Annotated in this window: 12 protein-coding genes; all 12 read right to left on the bottom strand. The window is 61.9% G+C overall.

Annotated elements, in window-relative coordinates:
* Positions 1-311 precede the first annotated feature (311 nt).
* Positions 312-1364 (bottom strand): HTH-type sugar sensing transcriptional regulator TrmB, encoded by a 1053-nt coding sequence (gene trmB, locus G9465_RS11405; protein ID WP_166970040.1) that lies wholly within the window; start codon positions 1362-1364, stop codon positions 312-314.
* Positions 1365-1412: 48 nt separating this feature from the next.
* Positions 1413-2558 carry an ABC transporter ATP-binding protein gene (locus tag G9465_RS11400; RefSeq protein ID WP_166970038.1) on the bottom strand — a complete coding sequence of 382 codons (1146 nt, stop codon included), beginning with the start codon at positions 2556-2558 and terminating at the stop codon, positions 1413-1415.
* A gap of 146 nt (positions 2559-2704) precedes the next feature.
* Entirely contained in the window at positions 2705-4069 is a 1365-nt protein-coding gene (locus G9465_RS11395) for an ABC transporter substrate-binding protein (protein ID WP_166970036.1), read from the bottom strand.
* Positions 4070-4344: 275 nt separating this feature from the next.
* Positions 4345-5409, bottom strand: a complete 1065-nt coding sequence (locus G9465_RS11390) for a glucose 1-dehydrogenase (protein WP_166970034.1) — start codon at positions 5407-5409, stop codon at positions 4345-4347.
* Positions 5410-5467: 58 nt separating this feature from the next.
* The gene (locus G9465_RS11385) at positions 5468-6538 is read right to left on the bottom strand and encodes a Gfo/Idh/MocA family protein (RefSeq protein ID WP_166970032.1); all 1071 of its coding nucleotides are present in this window, start codon (positions 6536-6538) and stop codon (positions 5468-5470) included.
* A gap of 54 nt (positions 6539-6592) precedes the next feature.
* Positions 6593-6799, bottom strand: coding sequence for a hypothetical protein (locus G9465_RS11380; protein ID WP_166970030.1), 207 nt, complete (start codon positions 6797-6799; stop codon positions 6593-6595).
* 6 nt (positions 6800-6805) lie between these two features.
* Positions 6806-8002: an ABC transporter ATP-binding protein gene (locus G9465_RS11375; protein WP_166970028.1), complete on the bottom strand. Its 1197-nt coding sequence runs from the start codon at positions 8000-8002 to the stop codon at positions 6806-6808.
* Positions 8003-8006: 4 nt separating this feature from the next.
* Positions 8007-9005, bottom strand: coding sequence for a carbohydrate ABC transporter permease (locus G9465_RS11370; RefSeq protein ID WP_166970026.1), 999 nt, complete (start codon positions 9003-9005; stop codon positions 8007-8009).
* A gap of 1 nt (position 9006) precedes the next feature.
* Positions 9007-9987 carry a carbohydrate ABC transporter permease gene (locus tag G9465_RS11365; RefSeq protein WP_166970024.1) on the bottom strand — a complete coding sequence of 327 codons (981 nt, stop codon included), beginning with the start codon at positions 9985-9987 and terminating at the stop codon, positions 9007-9009.
* 79 nt (positions 9988-10066) lie between these two features.
* Positions 10067-11596 (bottom strand): extracellular solute-binding protein, encoded by a 1530-nt coding sequence (locus tag G9465_RS11360; protein WP_166970022.1) that lies wholly within the window; start codon positions 11594-11596, stop codon positions 10067-10069.
* 237 nt (positions 11597-11833) lie between these two features.
* Positions 11834-12910, bottom strand: coding sequence for a TrmB family transcriptional regulator (locus G9465_RS11355; RefSeq protein WP_166970020.1), 1077 nt, complete (start codon positions 12908-12910; stop codon positions 11834-11836).
* Positions 12911-12958: 48 nt separating this feature from the next.
* Positions 12959-13933, bottom strand: coding sequence for an aldo/keto reductase (locus G9465_RS11350; RefSeq protein WP_394353979.1), 975 nt, complete (start codon positions 13931-13933; stop codon positions 12959-12961).
* Positions 13934-14001 lie beyond the last annotated feature (68 nt).

The raw sequence follows: 14001 nt of genomic DNA, 5'->3' as shown, positions 1-14001 counted from the left end.
CTTCCTACGGGCCGTTAGTGAAATCGAACACACATATCAGTTTCCATCACGCTCGGAAACTTCCGCGAGACGTGAGTCACTGACCACGCGGCGGAAATTTCCGCTCGGAGATACTCGCATCTTTTTGTTTCGGTGGCGAGGATACCACATGCTGTCTGTCCGGGTTGTGTCCCTGCTGACAGTGCCGTCGCGTACGGCATCACCACCGACAATGCCGGTCAGTGTTGCCGGAAAGCGACTTTCGACGCCGTCTGCCCGACGCCGTCCCGTCGTGGGCGACCGCCCACGACACTCATTGTCCTTCGACCCAGTCAGGCAGTCGGTGGTTCGTCCCGGCCGATCTGTATCTCGTAGGCCTCGATGTCCTCGTAGGTGGCCACCTGCCCACCGACGTCGACTAGCCCGTCGGCGGTTTCGACGACCAGCGTCGCTATCTCGCGGTTGGGACCGAACGAGGCTTCCTTGACCTTGCCCTGGGCGACCCAGTGGTCACCGGTCTCCACGTCACGACCCTCGATAGTGGCGTAGAACTCGCCGTCGAGCGCCGTCAAGTCCGATATACACCGCCGAATCGTCCCGTACCGGCGGGGGAACGGCAGTTCCATGCCGTCGGAGGCGATAACTTCCGCGGTGGTCCAGAGGACCGTGTTGAGGAACCCGGAGACGAGAAAGCCGAGTTCCGAGCGGTTGAAGATGACACCGTAGCGGTCGGTGTCACCGCGGATGGATTCGCGCGTGGCGTACATCGAGTAGTTCCCGTCGGCGACGGCGACCACCGGCGTCGTGATACCACGGCGCCCCTTCACCGTCGTCGCGACGGAGTTGTAGTCGAACTCGTCCGGGTTCGGTGCCGCCGAGGCAGGAGACAGGAGGATTTCGATGGCGATACCGGCGTCGCGTCGCTCGGCCAGTTGCGACTCGAACCGGTCTAACAGCGACGGTGTCAGCGAGAGAGTCAGTTCGTACTCCGCCGTCTCGATGATGTCGTCTAGGTACCGGAGGATAGTGGGACGGGACTTCACGAGAGAGACGGCTTCCGGTTCGCGGGCCGGTGCAGTGTACCGCGTCGAGAGGTCGTCGACCAAGTCGTCGAGAGAGTCCTGTATGTCGCCGAACGCTTCCCGGGGGTCGATGGCGAGGACCTTCATCGGCCGGGACTCCTTGAGTTCGACGAGGCCGACGTCGCTCAGACTCCTGACGGTGTCGTACACTCGTGGTTGCGGGATATCGGTATTCTCCGATATCTCAGAGGCTGTCAGTTCGCCGTGTTGGAGGACGGCCAGATACGCGGCAATCTCGTATTCGCCGAGATTGAAGCGTGTAATGACCTGCTCGAGTGACGCCTCCAGGTCGTCACTGGACATATCACGGCGTTCTCTAGACGACTACAAAGAAGTTCGGCTATCGCCGCGCTACCGTACAGGCGGCGACTCAGCCGCTTCCAGTTCGCGGTTGCGAAGCGCCTCGCCGGACTTCCGGTCGAAGAGGTGAATCGCCTCCTCGGGGAACTCTGCGACGAGGTTCTGCTTGGCGTCGACGCTTTTCATCCCGTCCAGCACTGCGGTAAAGAGGTCGTCCTCGCTGACCTCGTTCCCTTCGAAGACGAGGTGGACGACGTTCTCATCACCCATCGGTTCGACGACGTCGACCACGGTCCGATAGTCGTGGTTCGACTCGACAGCGGACTTGAGCGTGACGTCCTCCGGCCGGATACCGAACACGAGATCCGTCTCCCCACCGAGAGACGAGATGGTCTCCTCCGAGAGTTCGTACTCGAAATCGTCGGTGACCAGCATCGAACCCTGTCGTTCGGCGTCGAAGAAGTTCATCGACGGTTCGCCGATGAACCCGGCGACGAACAGGTTGTTCGGCTGATGGTAGCACTCCAGCGGCGTCGCACACTGCTGGAGGATGCCGTCGTTGAGGATCGCGACCCGGTCGGACATCGTCATCGCCTCCACCTGATTGTGCGTGACGTACACCGTGGTCACGCCGAGGTCCTCCTGTAGTTGCTGGAGTTCGGTGCGCATCTCCGCCCGGAGCTTGGCGTCTAAGTTCGCCAGTGGCTCGTCCATCAGGAACACTTCGGGGTCTCGGACGATAGCACGCCCGAGCGCGACGCGCTGTTGTTGCCCACCAGAGAGGTCACTCGGCGGCCGCTCCAGAAGCTCGGGAATGCCGAGGAGTTCTGCGGCCTCCTCGACTCGCATGTCGATTTCGTCGTCGGGCATATCCGTCGACTCCTCGAGCCCGAAGGCCATGTTCTCCCGCACGGTCATGTGCGGATAGAGGGCGTAGGACTGGAATACCATCGCCACGTCCCGTTTGGTCGGTGGGATGTCGTTCATCACCGTCTCACCGAGACGGATTTCGCCCTCTGAAATCTCTTCGAGACCCGCGATCATCCGGAGCGTCGTGGACTTCCCACAGCCGGACGGGCCGACCAATACGAGAAACTCGCCGTCGTCGATGTCGATGGAGACATCGTCGACGGCGACTATCTCCTCACCGTCGTCGTCGAATATTTTCGTTACGTTGTCGAGTGTCAGACCTGCCATCGCTTACTTCCCCATTGAGTTACTGCCGTATGTAATCTTTCGATGCTATCTGGGTACTTCCAGACCTGTACCGTCTGAAGCCCCCACAGGATAGCGTATGCCCATGCTATCCAACCGCGCCGAAAGAATCGTAGTTCGAGACGGCCTTACAGGTTGCTGTAGGCGTCCTTGAGCTGGCTGATGACTTTGTCGTTTGCGGAGCCAGTGATGAACGAGCTGAACGCCGACGAGACACCGGTCTTGACCGAGGGCTTGACAGCCAGGCCGTGCTGCAGGGACGGCGGCTGCGCGTCGGAGTCGCTGAAGTCCTCGATCTGGTCCTGTGAGAACGCCGAGAACGGCTCGGTGCTCGCGTCGGTGCGCGGCGGGATGGACCCTTTCTTGGGGTTGAACAGCTCCTGTCCCTCGGTGGTACCACAGTACCGACACCACTTCGTCGTCGCTTCGGGCGACGGGTTGGCGGTCGGGTACGGGAACGAGTCCATGTTCAGCATGTAGTTACCGGACGTACCCGGGAACGGGACGTAGTCCCAGTCTTCCTTGTACTTGAAGCCGTCCGTGCCGACGTAGGTCCCTGCCGCCCAGTCACCCTGGTGGAGGAAGCCGGTCTCCCCGTTGATGACGCCGGAGTTCGCCTCGGTCCACGAGATGGAACCGGAGTCGCTCGGGTAGAACTCGCTGTATTCTCGGACGACATCGAGCGCGGACGCGATAGCGTCGCGGTTGGCCTCGATGTTGCCCTCGACCCAGGTCGCGTTGTACGTCTCGGCGTCGGTCTGGCCGAGGAAGATGGTCGCGAACATCTGGACCGTCGACCACGCGGAGCCGGTCTGGTGCGCCATGCCCGTGTAGCCGGCGTCGGAGACGGCCTTGAGGGCGTCAGTCACGTCCGACGGCGTCTCGAGCGAGGTCGGGTCGACGCCCGCGTCCTCGACGACGCTGACGTTGTAGAACAGGTTGTTGATGCGGTGGATGTTTAGCGGGACGGTAACGTAGTTACCGGCCGGCTGTGCCGCGTCCTTGACGCCCTGCAGGTAGGCGTCTTTCATGCCGTTCTCGTTCCAGACGGAGTCCTCGATGTCTTCGAGGAGGTTCGCGTCCGTAAACGGAATGAGGTTCTTGCCCGGCCACGCCTGCCACGTGCTGGGGTGGCTGCCGTTCTGGATACGCGTCCGGATGTTCGTCCGGAGGTTGCTTCCCGCACCACCGGCGACGAGGTTGTCGTCGGTCGAGACGTTCGGGTACTTCTCCTTGAAGCCCTCGAAGAGGGCGTTGATGGCCGCGTTCCCGTCACCCTCGCCCCACCAGTGAGCGACTTCGAGAGTGCTGGTCGCGGTGGTCGTGTTGCTCCCACCGTCGCCGCTGCCGCTGCCGTCGCTGCCGTCGCTGCTGCCGTCGCCGCCATCGCCACCGTCACCACCACAGCCAGCGAGCGATGCGGCACCTGCCGCACCAGCGATCCGAAGAGCGTTACGCCTTGTCAGCCGTTTGTCAGAGTTGTCGTCAGTCATGGTTGCACCAATACCTCACCATTTCTTATTGAGGATTCGCACTTAATACTTCTGTATGACAACAGCGCTCGTTTCACCATCCGAAAGTGGCGGAAAATCCGCTCGCAGTCTGGCGATTATGACTTAATTCGGATGTGGATGAATTATTCAATCGGCCGGATATGTAAAATTATTGTCGGCTAATTACTCCGGTCAGAGTCCGGAATTTGTCGATTTCTGCCCTGATATTCCAAGTCGAAAATCGGCCGCGTCGGATTTCGAGAGCCAGTCCCGAACTACAGCGTGTCGAACTCGACGACCGCCTTTATCTGGTCGTCGTCGTCGACGAACGCCGGTGTGACGTTCTCCGGTTCGGCAACCGTCGTGATGAGGTCCTCCAGCAACCACTCGGGCATATCCTCCAGCGTATCGATGGCGTACTCGAAGTGCTTGACGTGGGAGTTGACCGTCCCGACGAGGCACTTGTTGTGGAGGACGAGTTCGTTGTGCAGCGATCCGCCGTCGACTTCGAAGTCCCACGGTTCCGGGATGCCAAGCAGGGCGCCGACGCCGTTGGGGGCGAGTGCGTGAACCGTCTCGATGGCGTGGGGGGCAAAGCCCGTGGCCTCGTACATGTAGTCGATGGCCTCGTGGGCCTCGGGTATCTCGTCGACGGACGTCTGTCGGGAGTCGACGTAGGTCGCACCGAGTTCCTCGATGACGTCTATCGTCGGGTCCGGTCGGTCGCGACGGCCGACGCAGTAGGTCCGGTCGAACTGCTGTCCGAGCATCCACAGCGTCAGCAGACCGAGCGACCCGTTGCCCAGCACGCAGGCCGTCTCGGGACGCCACTCGAAGGGTTCCCGCGTCGCGAAGGCGTGTTCGTTCGCCTTCTCCGTAATGGAGATGGGTTCGACGAACAGGCCGTACTCCGCGAGGTCCTCGGAGATGGGGACGAGATAGTCAGCCGGCGAGGTGAAGTACTCGGCCATGTAGCCGTGAGCGCCCACGATACCCCGCTCGAAGTACTCGCCGTCAGGTGCCATGTCCGGTTCGCCGCGCCGGAAGTACTCGTTCGTCTCGCCGTCAGGTTTCCGTCGGACAGTCGGGACGACGACCTGACCTTCCTCTAGCCCCGTGCCGTTCGGGTCCGCGACGACACCCACCGCCTCGTGACCCAGAATCATGTAGTCCTCGCCTTCGGGGTACCCACCATGTGCCCCGGCGATAACTTCGTGATCGGTCCCGTCGACGCCCACGCGGAGCGTTCTGACGAGCGCCTCTCCGTCGGCCGGTTCGGGTCGCTCTATCTCAAGTAACTCAGGTTCGTCACCGTCCCGTGTCACACCAATCGCTTTCATAACCTACCGGACTGTGAGAGTACTCGGGATTAAGTCTTTCTTCACCGTAATTCGACCACTAGTCTAGGGATACAGCGCGCTCCTGCTCGCTCGACCGATAGATGGCGTCCATCACTCGCTGGACGGTCAGGGCCTGTTCGACTGTGTTGGTCGCCGGGGGGTCTCCGGACGCGACTGCCTCGACGAACCGTTGCTGTTCGATGGCGTGTGGTGCCTCGTCGCGGGTCTCTATCTCGCTCGTTCGGTGGTGCATCACGCCCGTCGACGCCGTTTCGTACAGTTCGAGCGTTCCGTCGGCGAGATTCAGCCCCGCGCCGGCCTCGTTGCCGCGGACGTAGTACTGCTGGCTGTCCGGCCGGTTGGTCGCCCACGCCACTTCCAGATTGACCGTCGACCCGTCTGCACAGCGGATGAACGCGCTCGCGGAGTCGTCGACGCTGAACTCGTCGGCACCCCGATCTTCGCCCCACATCGTGACGTAGGCGTAGTCGTCTTCGGTCCCGAACTGGGCCCGCGTCTCGCCACACACCTCGACCACGTCTGGGTAGCCGAGGAGATACAGCGAGAGGTCGATGGCGTGTGCGCCGATGTCGATGAGCGATCCGCCGCCAGCGATTGGCTGACGGGTGAACCACGACCCTCTCCCCGGGACGCCGCGTCGGCGGATGTAGTCGGCCTCGACGTGCGATACGTCGCCGAGAGTCCCAGCCTCGCAGTAGCCGACGAGGGCCTGCACCGGATTCGCAAACCGGTTGTGGAACCCGACCATACAGAACCCCGGCGCGTCGGCGGCGGCCGCGGCGATACGTTCGGCACTTTCCAGTGAGTGTGCGAGCGGTTTCTCGACGAACACGTCCAGCCCCGCTTCGAGCGCTCCGACGACGTACTCCTCGTGGAACTTGTTCGGCGTGGTCACGAGGACGGCGTCGACGCTCGCGTACAGTTCTTCTGTGTCCTCGTACACTGTCGCGTCGTATTCTTCGGCGAACGACTGTCGAGCGTCGGGGTCTACGTCCATGCCCGCGGCCACGACGTCGCCGAGACCCGCGTCTTGGAGTCGGTCACAGTGGAGTTGTGCGATGTTGCCGAGGCCAACGAATCCGAGTTGGACTGTCGAGAAGTCGGTCATATGTCTGCTGTCACTGTTGTAGGACAGCGGGTGCGACGAGAAAAGGGTCCCGGGTTAGTACAGCTGCTTCTCGCGTTCTTCCCGCTCTTCTTCGCGCTCCTGCTTGGCCTTCTCGGCGCGGCGGCCGCGCCGGTACTCGATGATACCGGGGAGTATCTTGTTCTTCAGGTCCAGAACGAACGACCCGATGCCGTACGCCCAGAAGAAGAACAGGACCAGCATGAGGCTGAACCAGACGAGGCCGGGTAGCTGGTCTAGCATCGCTGTTCAGTCGTCTGATTCGGCTTCCTTGCCGGTCACGCCGGCATCACTGCCGATCGGTTCGAGTTTGTGGACGAGCGCGTCACCCGTCGCCGAATCGAATATGTGGACGTTGCGTCGGTCGATGGCGACCTCGATGTCCTCTTCCTCCTGAATCTCCGAGTCCGGCTCGATGCTCATCAGGAGTTGGTTGTTCGTCGTCTGCTTCTGGTCCATCGATGTCTCGCCCTCGGCCAACAACATGTAGGCAAATATCTCATCGCCCATCGGTTCGAGGATGTCCACGCGGGCGGAGATGAGCGAGGACGGGTCTCTGATCTCGTTTCGGAACTCGCCGGGATAGATGTCCTCCGGGCGGATACCGATGGTGACCTCGTCGCCGACGCCGAGGCCCTCGACCGTCGTAGGGTCGAACGCCAGCGAGAAGTTCGGCGTCTCGATGGCGCTCTCGCCGACGGTCCCCGAGACGAAGTTCATCGACGGCGATCCGATGAAGCCGGCGACGAACAGGTTGTCGGGCTCGTTGTAGCAGGTAAGCGGCGGGTCTATCTGCTGGAGGCTCCCGCTGTTGAGGACGGCGATGCGGTCCGAGAGGGTCATCGCCTCCTCTTGGTCGTGCGTGACGTAGATGATGGTGGTGTCCAGTTCCTTGTGCAGGCGCTGGAGTTCGGTCCGCATGTGGACTTTCAGCTTCGCGTCTAAGTTCGCCAGCGGTTCGTCCATCAGGAACACGTCCGGTTCACGGACGATTGCGCGTGCGATGGCGACGCGCTGGCGCTGGCCGCCGGACATCTCGTCGGGCATCCGGTCGAGCATCCCCTCTAGCTGGACGATTTCGGAGGCTCGCTCGACCCGACGGTCGATCTCGTCTTGCGGGTAGTCCCGCAGACGGAGGCCGAACGAGATGTTGTCGTAGACGTCCATGTGCGGGAACAGCGCGATGTTCTGGAACACCATCGCGATGCCGCGGTCCTTCGGCGGGAGGTTCGTCACCTCGCGGTCACCGATGTGGACTTCGCCCTCCGTCGGGATGGTGAGTCCGGCGATGGTCTCCATCGTCGTCGACTTCCCACAGCCGGAGGGGCCGACAAAGCAGATGAATTCGCCGTGGTCGATGTCTAAGTTCATGTCGTCGACCGCGGTGACAATCTCACCCTGGTCGTCGTAGCGTTTCGTGACGTGTTCGAGTCTTACTCGTGCCATTGTATTACTCCTTGAGTGCGCCTGAGGTCAGTCCGCTGACGATGCGTTCCTGTGCGACGATGACGAGGATGACGACGGGGAGGACCCCGACGATGCTCGCGGCCGCCATGAGGTTGTACTGCGTAGTGTACTGGGTCTGGTAGCTCAGAATCCCACCGACGATGGGCGACCACTTCGCCGCCTCGGGCGACGTCGCCATGATGGAACTGAAGAAGTACTCGTTGTACACTGCGATAAAGGTGAGCACCGACGCAGTCGCGACGCCGGGCGCCGATAGGGGCATGATGACCCGGAACAGCGCGCCCAGTCGCGTGGTCCCTTCGACGCGTGCGGCGTCCTCCAACCCGTCGGGAATCTGGCCGTAGAACGTCGTCAGGATGAAGATGGACAGCGGCATGAACAGCGCGCTGAACGGTAGCACCATCGATCCCGGCGTGTTCAGCAGGCGCGGCGGCGTGAACAGCGGGATGTCCGTGAACGGCACGGTGATCGGCGCGTTCCCGGCGAACGCCTGAAACAGCGGGATGACGAACGCGGCCGGCGGGAAGTAACTAATCGCGAGGATACCCAGCATCAGCAGGGCGCGGCCGGGGAAGCGGAGTCGGCCGAACACGTAGCCGGCCAGACTCGCGACGAACAGCACGATGACGGTCGTCGTGACCGCCAGTGCGAAGCTGTTCAGCATGTAGAGGTGGAACGGCACCTGTTCGAACACCGTGACGAACGCAACGGGATTGAATCCCTTCGGCACCGGGAGCGGGAACGTCCCGCTGACTCCGAACAGGTTGATGGTCGGGAGGAAGCTCCCGGCAAGCAGGTTCCCCTCCGGCGTCACCGCGAGGACGGCGAGCCAGTAGAACGGGAACAGCGTCGTCACGAGGAAGAACGCCATCGCTGCGTAGAACAGCGCACGGTACACTCTCTCTGGGTTCTGGATAGCTCGCTGGGTCCAGCGTGCGAGTGGACCACCGCTATCGTCTGTGTCTGTCGTTGTCGTAGCCATGTTAGATCGCGTCCTCCCCCTGCCACAGGATGATGCCCATCACGACGATGCCGATGATGGCGGCGGTCACGAACGCGATGGCCGCCGACGTCCCCTCACGAGTGTTGAACGTCGCGACGACCATGCAAGACAGCGACGGCACGACGGCACAACTCGAGACGGTGTCGATGATACCGTACACGCGCATCGCCTGCACGGAGCGGAAAAGCACCGCGACGCCGATAGTCGGCAGGATGAGCGGGAGCGTGATGAGTTTGAACTGCTGCCACTTCGTGGCGCCGGCGACCTTCGCGACGTCGTAGAGGCCCCGGTCGATGCTCTGGAGGCCCGCGAGGATGAGCAGGGCCATGAACGCCGACGTCTTCCAGATGTCCGCGACGATGATGATGAACGTCGCACTGGCCGTGTCGTTCAGCGTGTTGGTGGGTGCCAGCAGGCCGAGGTCGGCAAGCGGCGGCGTCGCGAATCCGACGTTCGAGTTAAACATCAGGAAGAAGATCATCCCCTGGATGACGATCGGCACCGCCCACGGGATGATGATGGCCGCACGAACCCACCGTCGACCGTAGAAGTCCTGGTCGAGGATGAGCGCCTGTCCGAGGCCGATGAGAGTCTCGAACAGGACGCTCACGACGGCGAAGATTATCGTGATGACCAGCGCGCTGTTGAGCAGGCTGCTGAACGCAAAGCTGTTCGGGAGGAACGTGGTCCCACCCGGGAGGTACCGGTTTTTCTCCCCCGTAAACAGCCCGATGTAGTTGTCGATACCGACGAACTTGATGCTGGTCAGGTCCGTCGAGACGGCGTATAGCGACAGTTCGAACGTCCGTAACAGCGGATAGAGGGCGACGACACCCAGCAACACGAACACAGGTACCAACAACAGGTACGCGTACTGCGTATCGCTCAGGTTCTCCATCCACCGCATCAGGTTGACGAGTGCCCCCGAGCGTTGTGACTCCCTCCCTGTTTCTGTGCTCATTCGTGTACCTCCCTCCTGGTTGGGGTCCACTCCATAATCAATAATAGCTTAGGTTTATTGTAAAACTAGGCTGCAGACGTTACGAGGACTCGGTGGCCTGCAGGTCCTTCTCGAGAGTCTGCATCGCGCTCTTCGAGGACGCCTCCTGCCCGACGGCACGGTTCGCCTGTTGGGCGATCTTACTCGACTGGTCGCTCCAGACGGCGGTCACCGGACGCGGCATCGTGTTGTTCCCTGCGACCTGCAGGGTGTCCATGTAACGGCCGACGACGGGCACGTTCTGGGCCTCGTCGGAGTTGAACAGTTCGGGGCGCGGCGGCAGCCAGCCCTGGATGGACAGCAGCTTGAGCTGGAAGTCCGGCTGCATGGCGGCGCGGATGACCTCCGTAACGGCGTCATCCTTCTGGCTGTTGGGGTTGACCGTCATGTGCCAGCCACCGAGGGCGGCCGTCGTGCCGCCGGTCCCGGGCTGTGCGGCATCGCTCTCGGACACGGCATACGGGATGGGCATCGCGCCGAGGTTCTCACCGAGCGCGGGGTCTTCGGTCTCCTCCGGGTTCCGGCCGGTGAGCGCGAGCGAGTAGGGCCAGTTGCGGTGGAAGATAGCGTTGCCGTTCGCGAACGGTGCGCGTGCGTCTTCCTCCTTCCAGCCGAGGATGTTGGTCGGCGTGAAGCCGCCGCCGTAGCTGCTGAACTGCCCGCCGAAGTCCTCGTCGTGGACGAACTTCCGCATCATGTTCAGCGAGTCGACGACTTCGGGGCGGTTGACCGTGATAGGTCGATCACCGACCGGTCCGAAGAGGTTGTCGCGGCCGCCGAAGTAGGCGCCGCCCCACGAGGACATGACCTCGTTGAACGTACAGCAGGAGGTCCCCTCGTAGATGTCCCACTGGGTCGTAAAGCCAAAGTCCGTATCGGAGTTGTCGTAGACGTCGGCGGCGATGTTCGACCACTTCTCCCACGTCATCGGTTCGGTGGCCCAGTTATCGGACTCGGGGTTGTAGCCGGCTTCCTCGACGAGGTCCTTGCGGTACTGCATCGTCGGGAAGTCCGGGAACACCGGGACACCGTAGAGGTCCCCGCTGCTGGGGTCACGTGCGGTGTCGGTGAACGCGGTGAAGTAGTTCTCCGAGACGTCCGTGAGTAGCTCCTCGGGGAGCGTCTCCGAGAGGCTCTGGAGCTGACCGCGCTGGATGAAGATGTTCGTCCACCCGTTGTCCATCAGGAACATGTCCGGTTCCGTCTCGCCGGCGTTCAGAAGCCGGTTGTAGTTCGCCCGGGCCTGTCCAGTGTCCTGGTTGCGCGGGACGAACTCGATCTCGATGTTCTCGGGGAGCCCGTTCTCGCGGAGGGCGTCCTTGATAGCCGGGCCGTTGTTCTGGACTGCGACCGGATCGAAGCCCCACTTGACCGTGGTGGTATCGCCACCGCCACCGCCACCGCCGTCGCTCCCGTCGCCGGTCGAGCCACCGTCGCCACCATCGCCACCGACGAAGTCTGCACACCCCGCGATACCTGCTGCGACACCCGTCGCACCCGCTGCCCGAACGAATCGTCGCCGGGAAACGCTTGATGAGCTGTCGCCATCTCTCGTGCCATTGTCCGACATGTCTACTCTGTGGTTGCCGGCGCACCACTTAAAGGTTATCCATAATTAACCACAGGTGTAGTTAATCGCCTGTGAGATGGCCGTCAAACACAAAAGTTCCTGACAGTTTTGATGCGTAGCGAACGCCACCAATGTAAACGTTCGGTAATGCCAAACAGTGGTTTGTGACTCCAGAGCGCTCAAACGCGTAAACTGAGGTACTATTTATTCGGCGCCGGTTCGACCGATAGGGAGCCACTACTCGAACTCGACGCTCTCGACGGTAATCTCGTCGATCTCGATTTGCTCGAGGACGGCACCCCATCCACCGATATCGTACGTCTCGCCGTCGACGTCCAGAGTGGCACTGATTCGTCCAGCGAGTTGGGCCAGCGGGACTGGCTCCGTCTGTCCGAGGGAACTCCCGGTGTAGTCGACGTCGGTGATATAGCCGGTCAACTCCACCTCGGCTTTCGTGTCCGTTTCGTGTCCGCGTACTGTCGCTTTGATAGACGCCCCTTCCTGCAAGAGTGGGTCGATGTCTCGGACGGCGTGCCGGAGGTCTACGTACGTCGTCGGCGTCTCGGGAGTCCGCTCGGTGTGGAGGGTGTCCCAGATCTCCCAGAGACAGGTGAGGAAAAACCAGTGGAAGAGGTAGGTGTGGGACCGGTCGTTCACGAGGACGCCGTACTCGTTGACCGAGTGTCTGTGGGGTGCGAAACAGGTCCACGTGCGGTCGACGAGAACGAGGAACGGTGACGGGATGTCACGGTGTCGCGCCTCCGTACACGCGCCCTCTATGTCGGCCACGTCTGGGACCTCGTCGTCGGGTTCGGTACAGATACTCAGTTTGATGTTGACGCCGCGCTCGTAGGCGTCTCGCAGTTCGGGCCGGAGTTCGTAGAACTGCGCCGGCGCCACGCCCAGTTGTATCTGGTTCTCCGCCGCCCCGATGAGTTCGCGGGCGCGGTTGAGGACCGTATCGAACCGCTTGACGATACTGACCTCGTGGTCGGATATCTCGGGTTGGTTCCAGCGGTCCTCTATCGTCTCCGCGGCGTTGAGGTACTTGTTCGACCGAGAGCGGAGGTCTTCGAGTACGCCGTCGGGGTTGCGCGCGCGAGCGGAGAGGCTGTCCTGCTGGAACGTCTCGATGTAGTCTTTCGACTCGAGGTCACGGAGGACGTCGTAGATTCGGGGGTCCGGCACGTCACACGACTCCGCGACGTCCGTCGCCGAGGCCGTCCCGAGTTCGAGTAAGGTCACGTACGCCTCGGCCTGATAGGGGGAGAGCCCGGCGTCCTCCAGTATCGATGTCAGTTCTTCGTCGTCCATGGGTCTATAGCGCGTCTGTGTTCGGGTTGGGTGTCCATCGGAATGCTCTCAGTCCTTGCCTTCCACAGGCCATTGAGGGTACTTCGGCCCTTCGATACGAGCGAGTTCGTCCGCAGCGAGGTCGATATCGACCGCGGAGACGTTCTCCTCGAGGTGGTCCATTTTCCGAGGACCGATTATCGGGGCGTCGACGACGTCCTTCTGGAGTAGCCACGCGAGACTGATCTGTGCAGGTGTGGCGTCCTTCTCGTCAGCGATAGCCCGTATCTCGTCTAACACCGCCCAGTTTTCCTCGGTGAACCGGTTGGCGGTGTACTCGTCCTCGCTCGCGCGCCCGGACGTCGGCGCGCTGTCGCGGTCGTACTTGCCCGCGAGGAACCCACCGGCAAGCGGCGACCACGGGACGACGCCGACGCCTTCCTCGGCACACACCGGCAGGAGGTTCGCCTCCTCGTGTCTGTCGACGGCGTTGTACTCCGGTTGCATACAGACGAACCGCTCGTAGTCCTCGATGTCTGCCGTGTACAGCGCCTTCTGGAACTGCCAGTTGGCCATCGTACTCGCGCCGATGTACCGGACGTACCCCTCGTCGACGAGGTAACTGAGTGCGTCGAGTGTCTCTTCTATCGGGGTGTCGTCGTCCCAGCGGTGTATCTGATAGAGGTCGATGTAGTCGACGCCCAGTCGGTCCATGCTCTCGTGACACTGGTCGATGACGTGCTTCTTCGAGAGGCCGCCGCCGTTCGGGCCGTCGAACATATCGAAGTACACCTTCGTCGCGAGGACGAGTTCCGACCGTCGGCGGGAGTCGACGACGCTCCCGACGATCTCCTCGCTCTCGCCCGCGGAGTAAGCGTTGGCCGTGTCGACGAAGTTGATACCGAGGTCGAGTGCCCGTTCGAGTATCGCTCGACTCCGTTCGACGTCGTCGAGCATCCACGGTTCACTGCTGCCGAAGTTCATCGTCCCGAGACAGAGTTCCGAGACCTCCAGTCCCGTCGAACCCAGCGTCGTGTACGACATCTCCGCGTCGTTCATGCGAGTATCCAACAACACCTGTTGTTAAAAAGTTTAGTGGGTAGTAACAAGCC

This window comes from Haloarcula sp. JP-L23 (assembly GCF_011602445.1).
Lineage (GTDB): Archaea > Halobacteriota > Halobacteria > Halobacteriales > Haloarculaceae > Haloarcula > Haloarcula pellucida.
The sequence above is the reverse complement of the archived record's forward strand: the minus strand, read 5'-3'. Positions and strand labels throughout refer to the sequence as shown.

Bases quoted from the DNA above. Each gene is read 5' to 3' on its own strand.
- trmB (WP_166970040.1), bottom strand. From the start codon at position 1,364: ATGTCCAGTGACGACCTGGAGGCGTCACTCGAGCAGGTCATTACACGC.
- G9465_RS11400 (WP_166970038.1), bottom strand. From the start codon at position 2,558: ATGGCAGGTCTGACACTCGACAACGTAACGAAAATATTCGACGACGAC.
- G9465_RS11395 (WP_166970036.1), bottom strand. From the start codon at position 4,069: ATGACTGACGACAACTCTGACAAACGGCTGACAAGGCGTAACGCTCTT.
- G9465_RS11390 (WP_166970034.1), bottom strand. From the start codon at position 5,409: ATGAAAGCGATTGGTGTGACACGGGACGGTGACGAACCTGAGTTACTT.
- G9465_RS11385 (WP_166970032.1), bottom strand. From the start codon at position 6,538: ATGACCGACTTCTCGACAGTCCAACTCGGATTCGTTGGCCTCGGCAAC.
- G9465_RS11380 (WP_166970030.1), bottom strand. From the start codon at position 6,799: ATGCTAGACCAGCTACCCGGCCTCGTCTGGTTCAGCCTCATGCTGGTC.
- G9465_RS11375 (WP_166970028.1), bottom strand. From the start codon at position 8,002: ATGGCACGAGTAAGACTCGAACACGTCACGAAACGCTACGACGACCAG.
- G9465_RS11370 (WP_166970026.1), bottom strand. From the start codon at position 9,005: ATGGCTACGACAACGACAGACACAGACGATAGCGGTGGTCCACTCGCA.
- G9465_RS11365 (WP_166970024.1), bottom strand. From the start codon at position 9,987: ATGAGCACAGAAACAGGGAGGGAGTCACAACGCTCGGGGGCACTCGTC.
- G9465_RS11360 (WP_166970022.1), bottom strand. From the start codon at position 11,596: ATGTCGGACAATGGCACGAGAGATGGCGACAGCTCATCAAGCGTTTCC.
- G9465_RS11355 (WP_166970020.1), bottom strand. From the start codon at position 12,910: ATGGACGACGAAGAACTGACATCGATACTGGAGGACGCCGGGCTCTCC.
- G9465_RS11350 (WP_394353979.1), bottom strand. From the start codon at position 13,933: ATGTCGTACACGACGCTGGGTTCGACGGGACTGGAGGTCTCGGAACTC.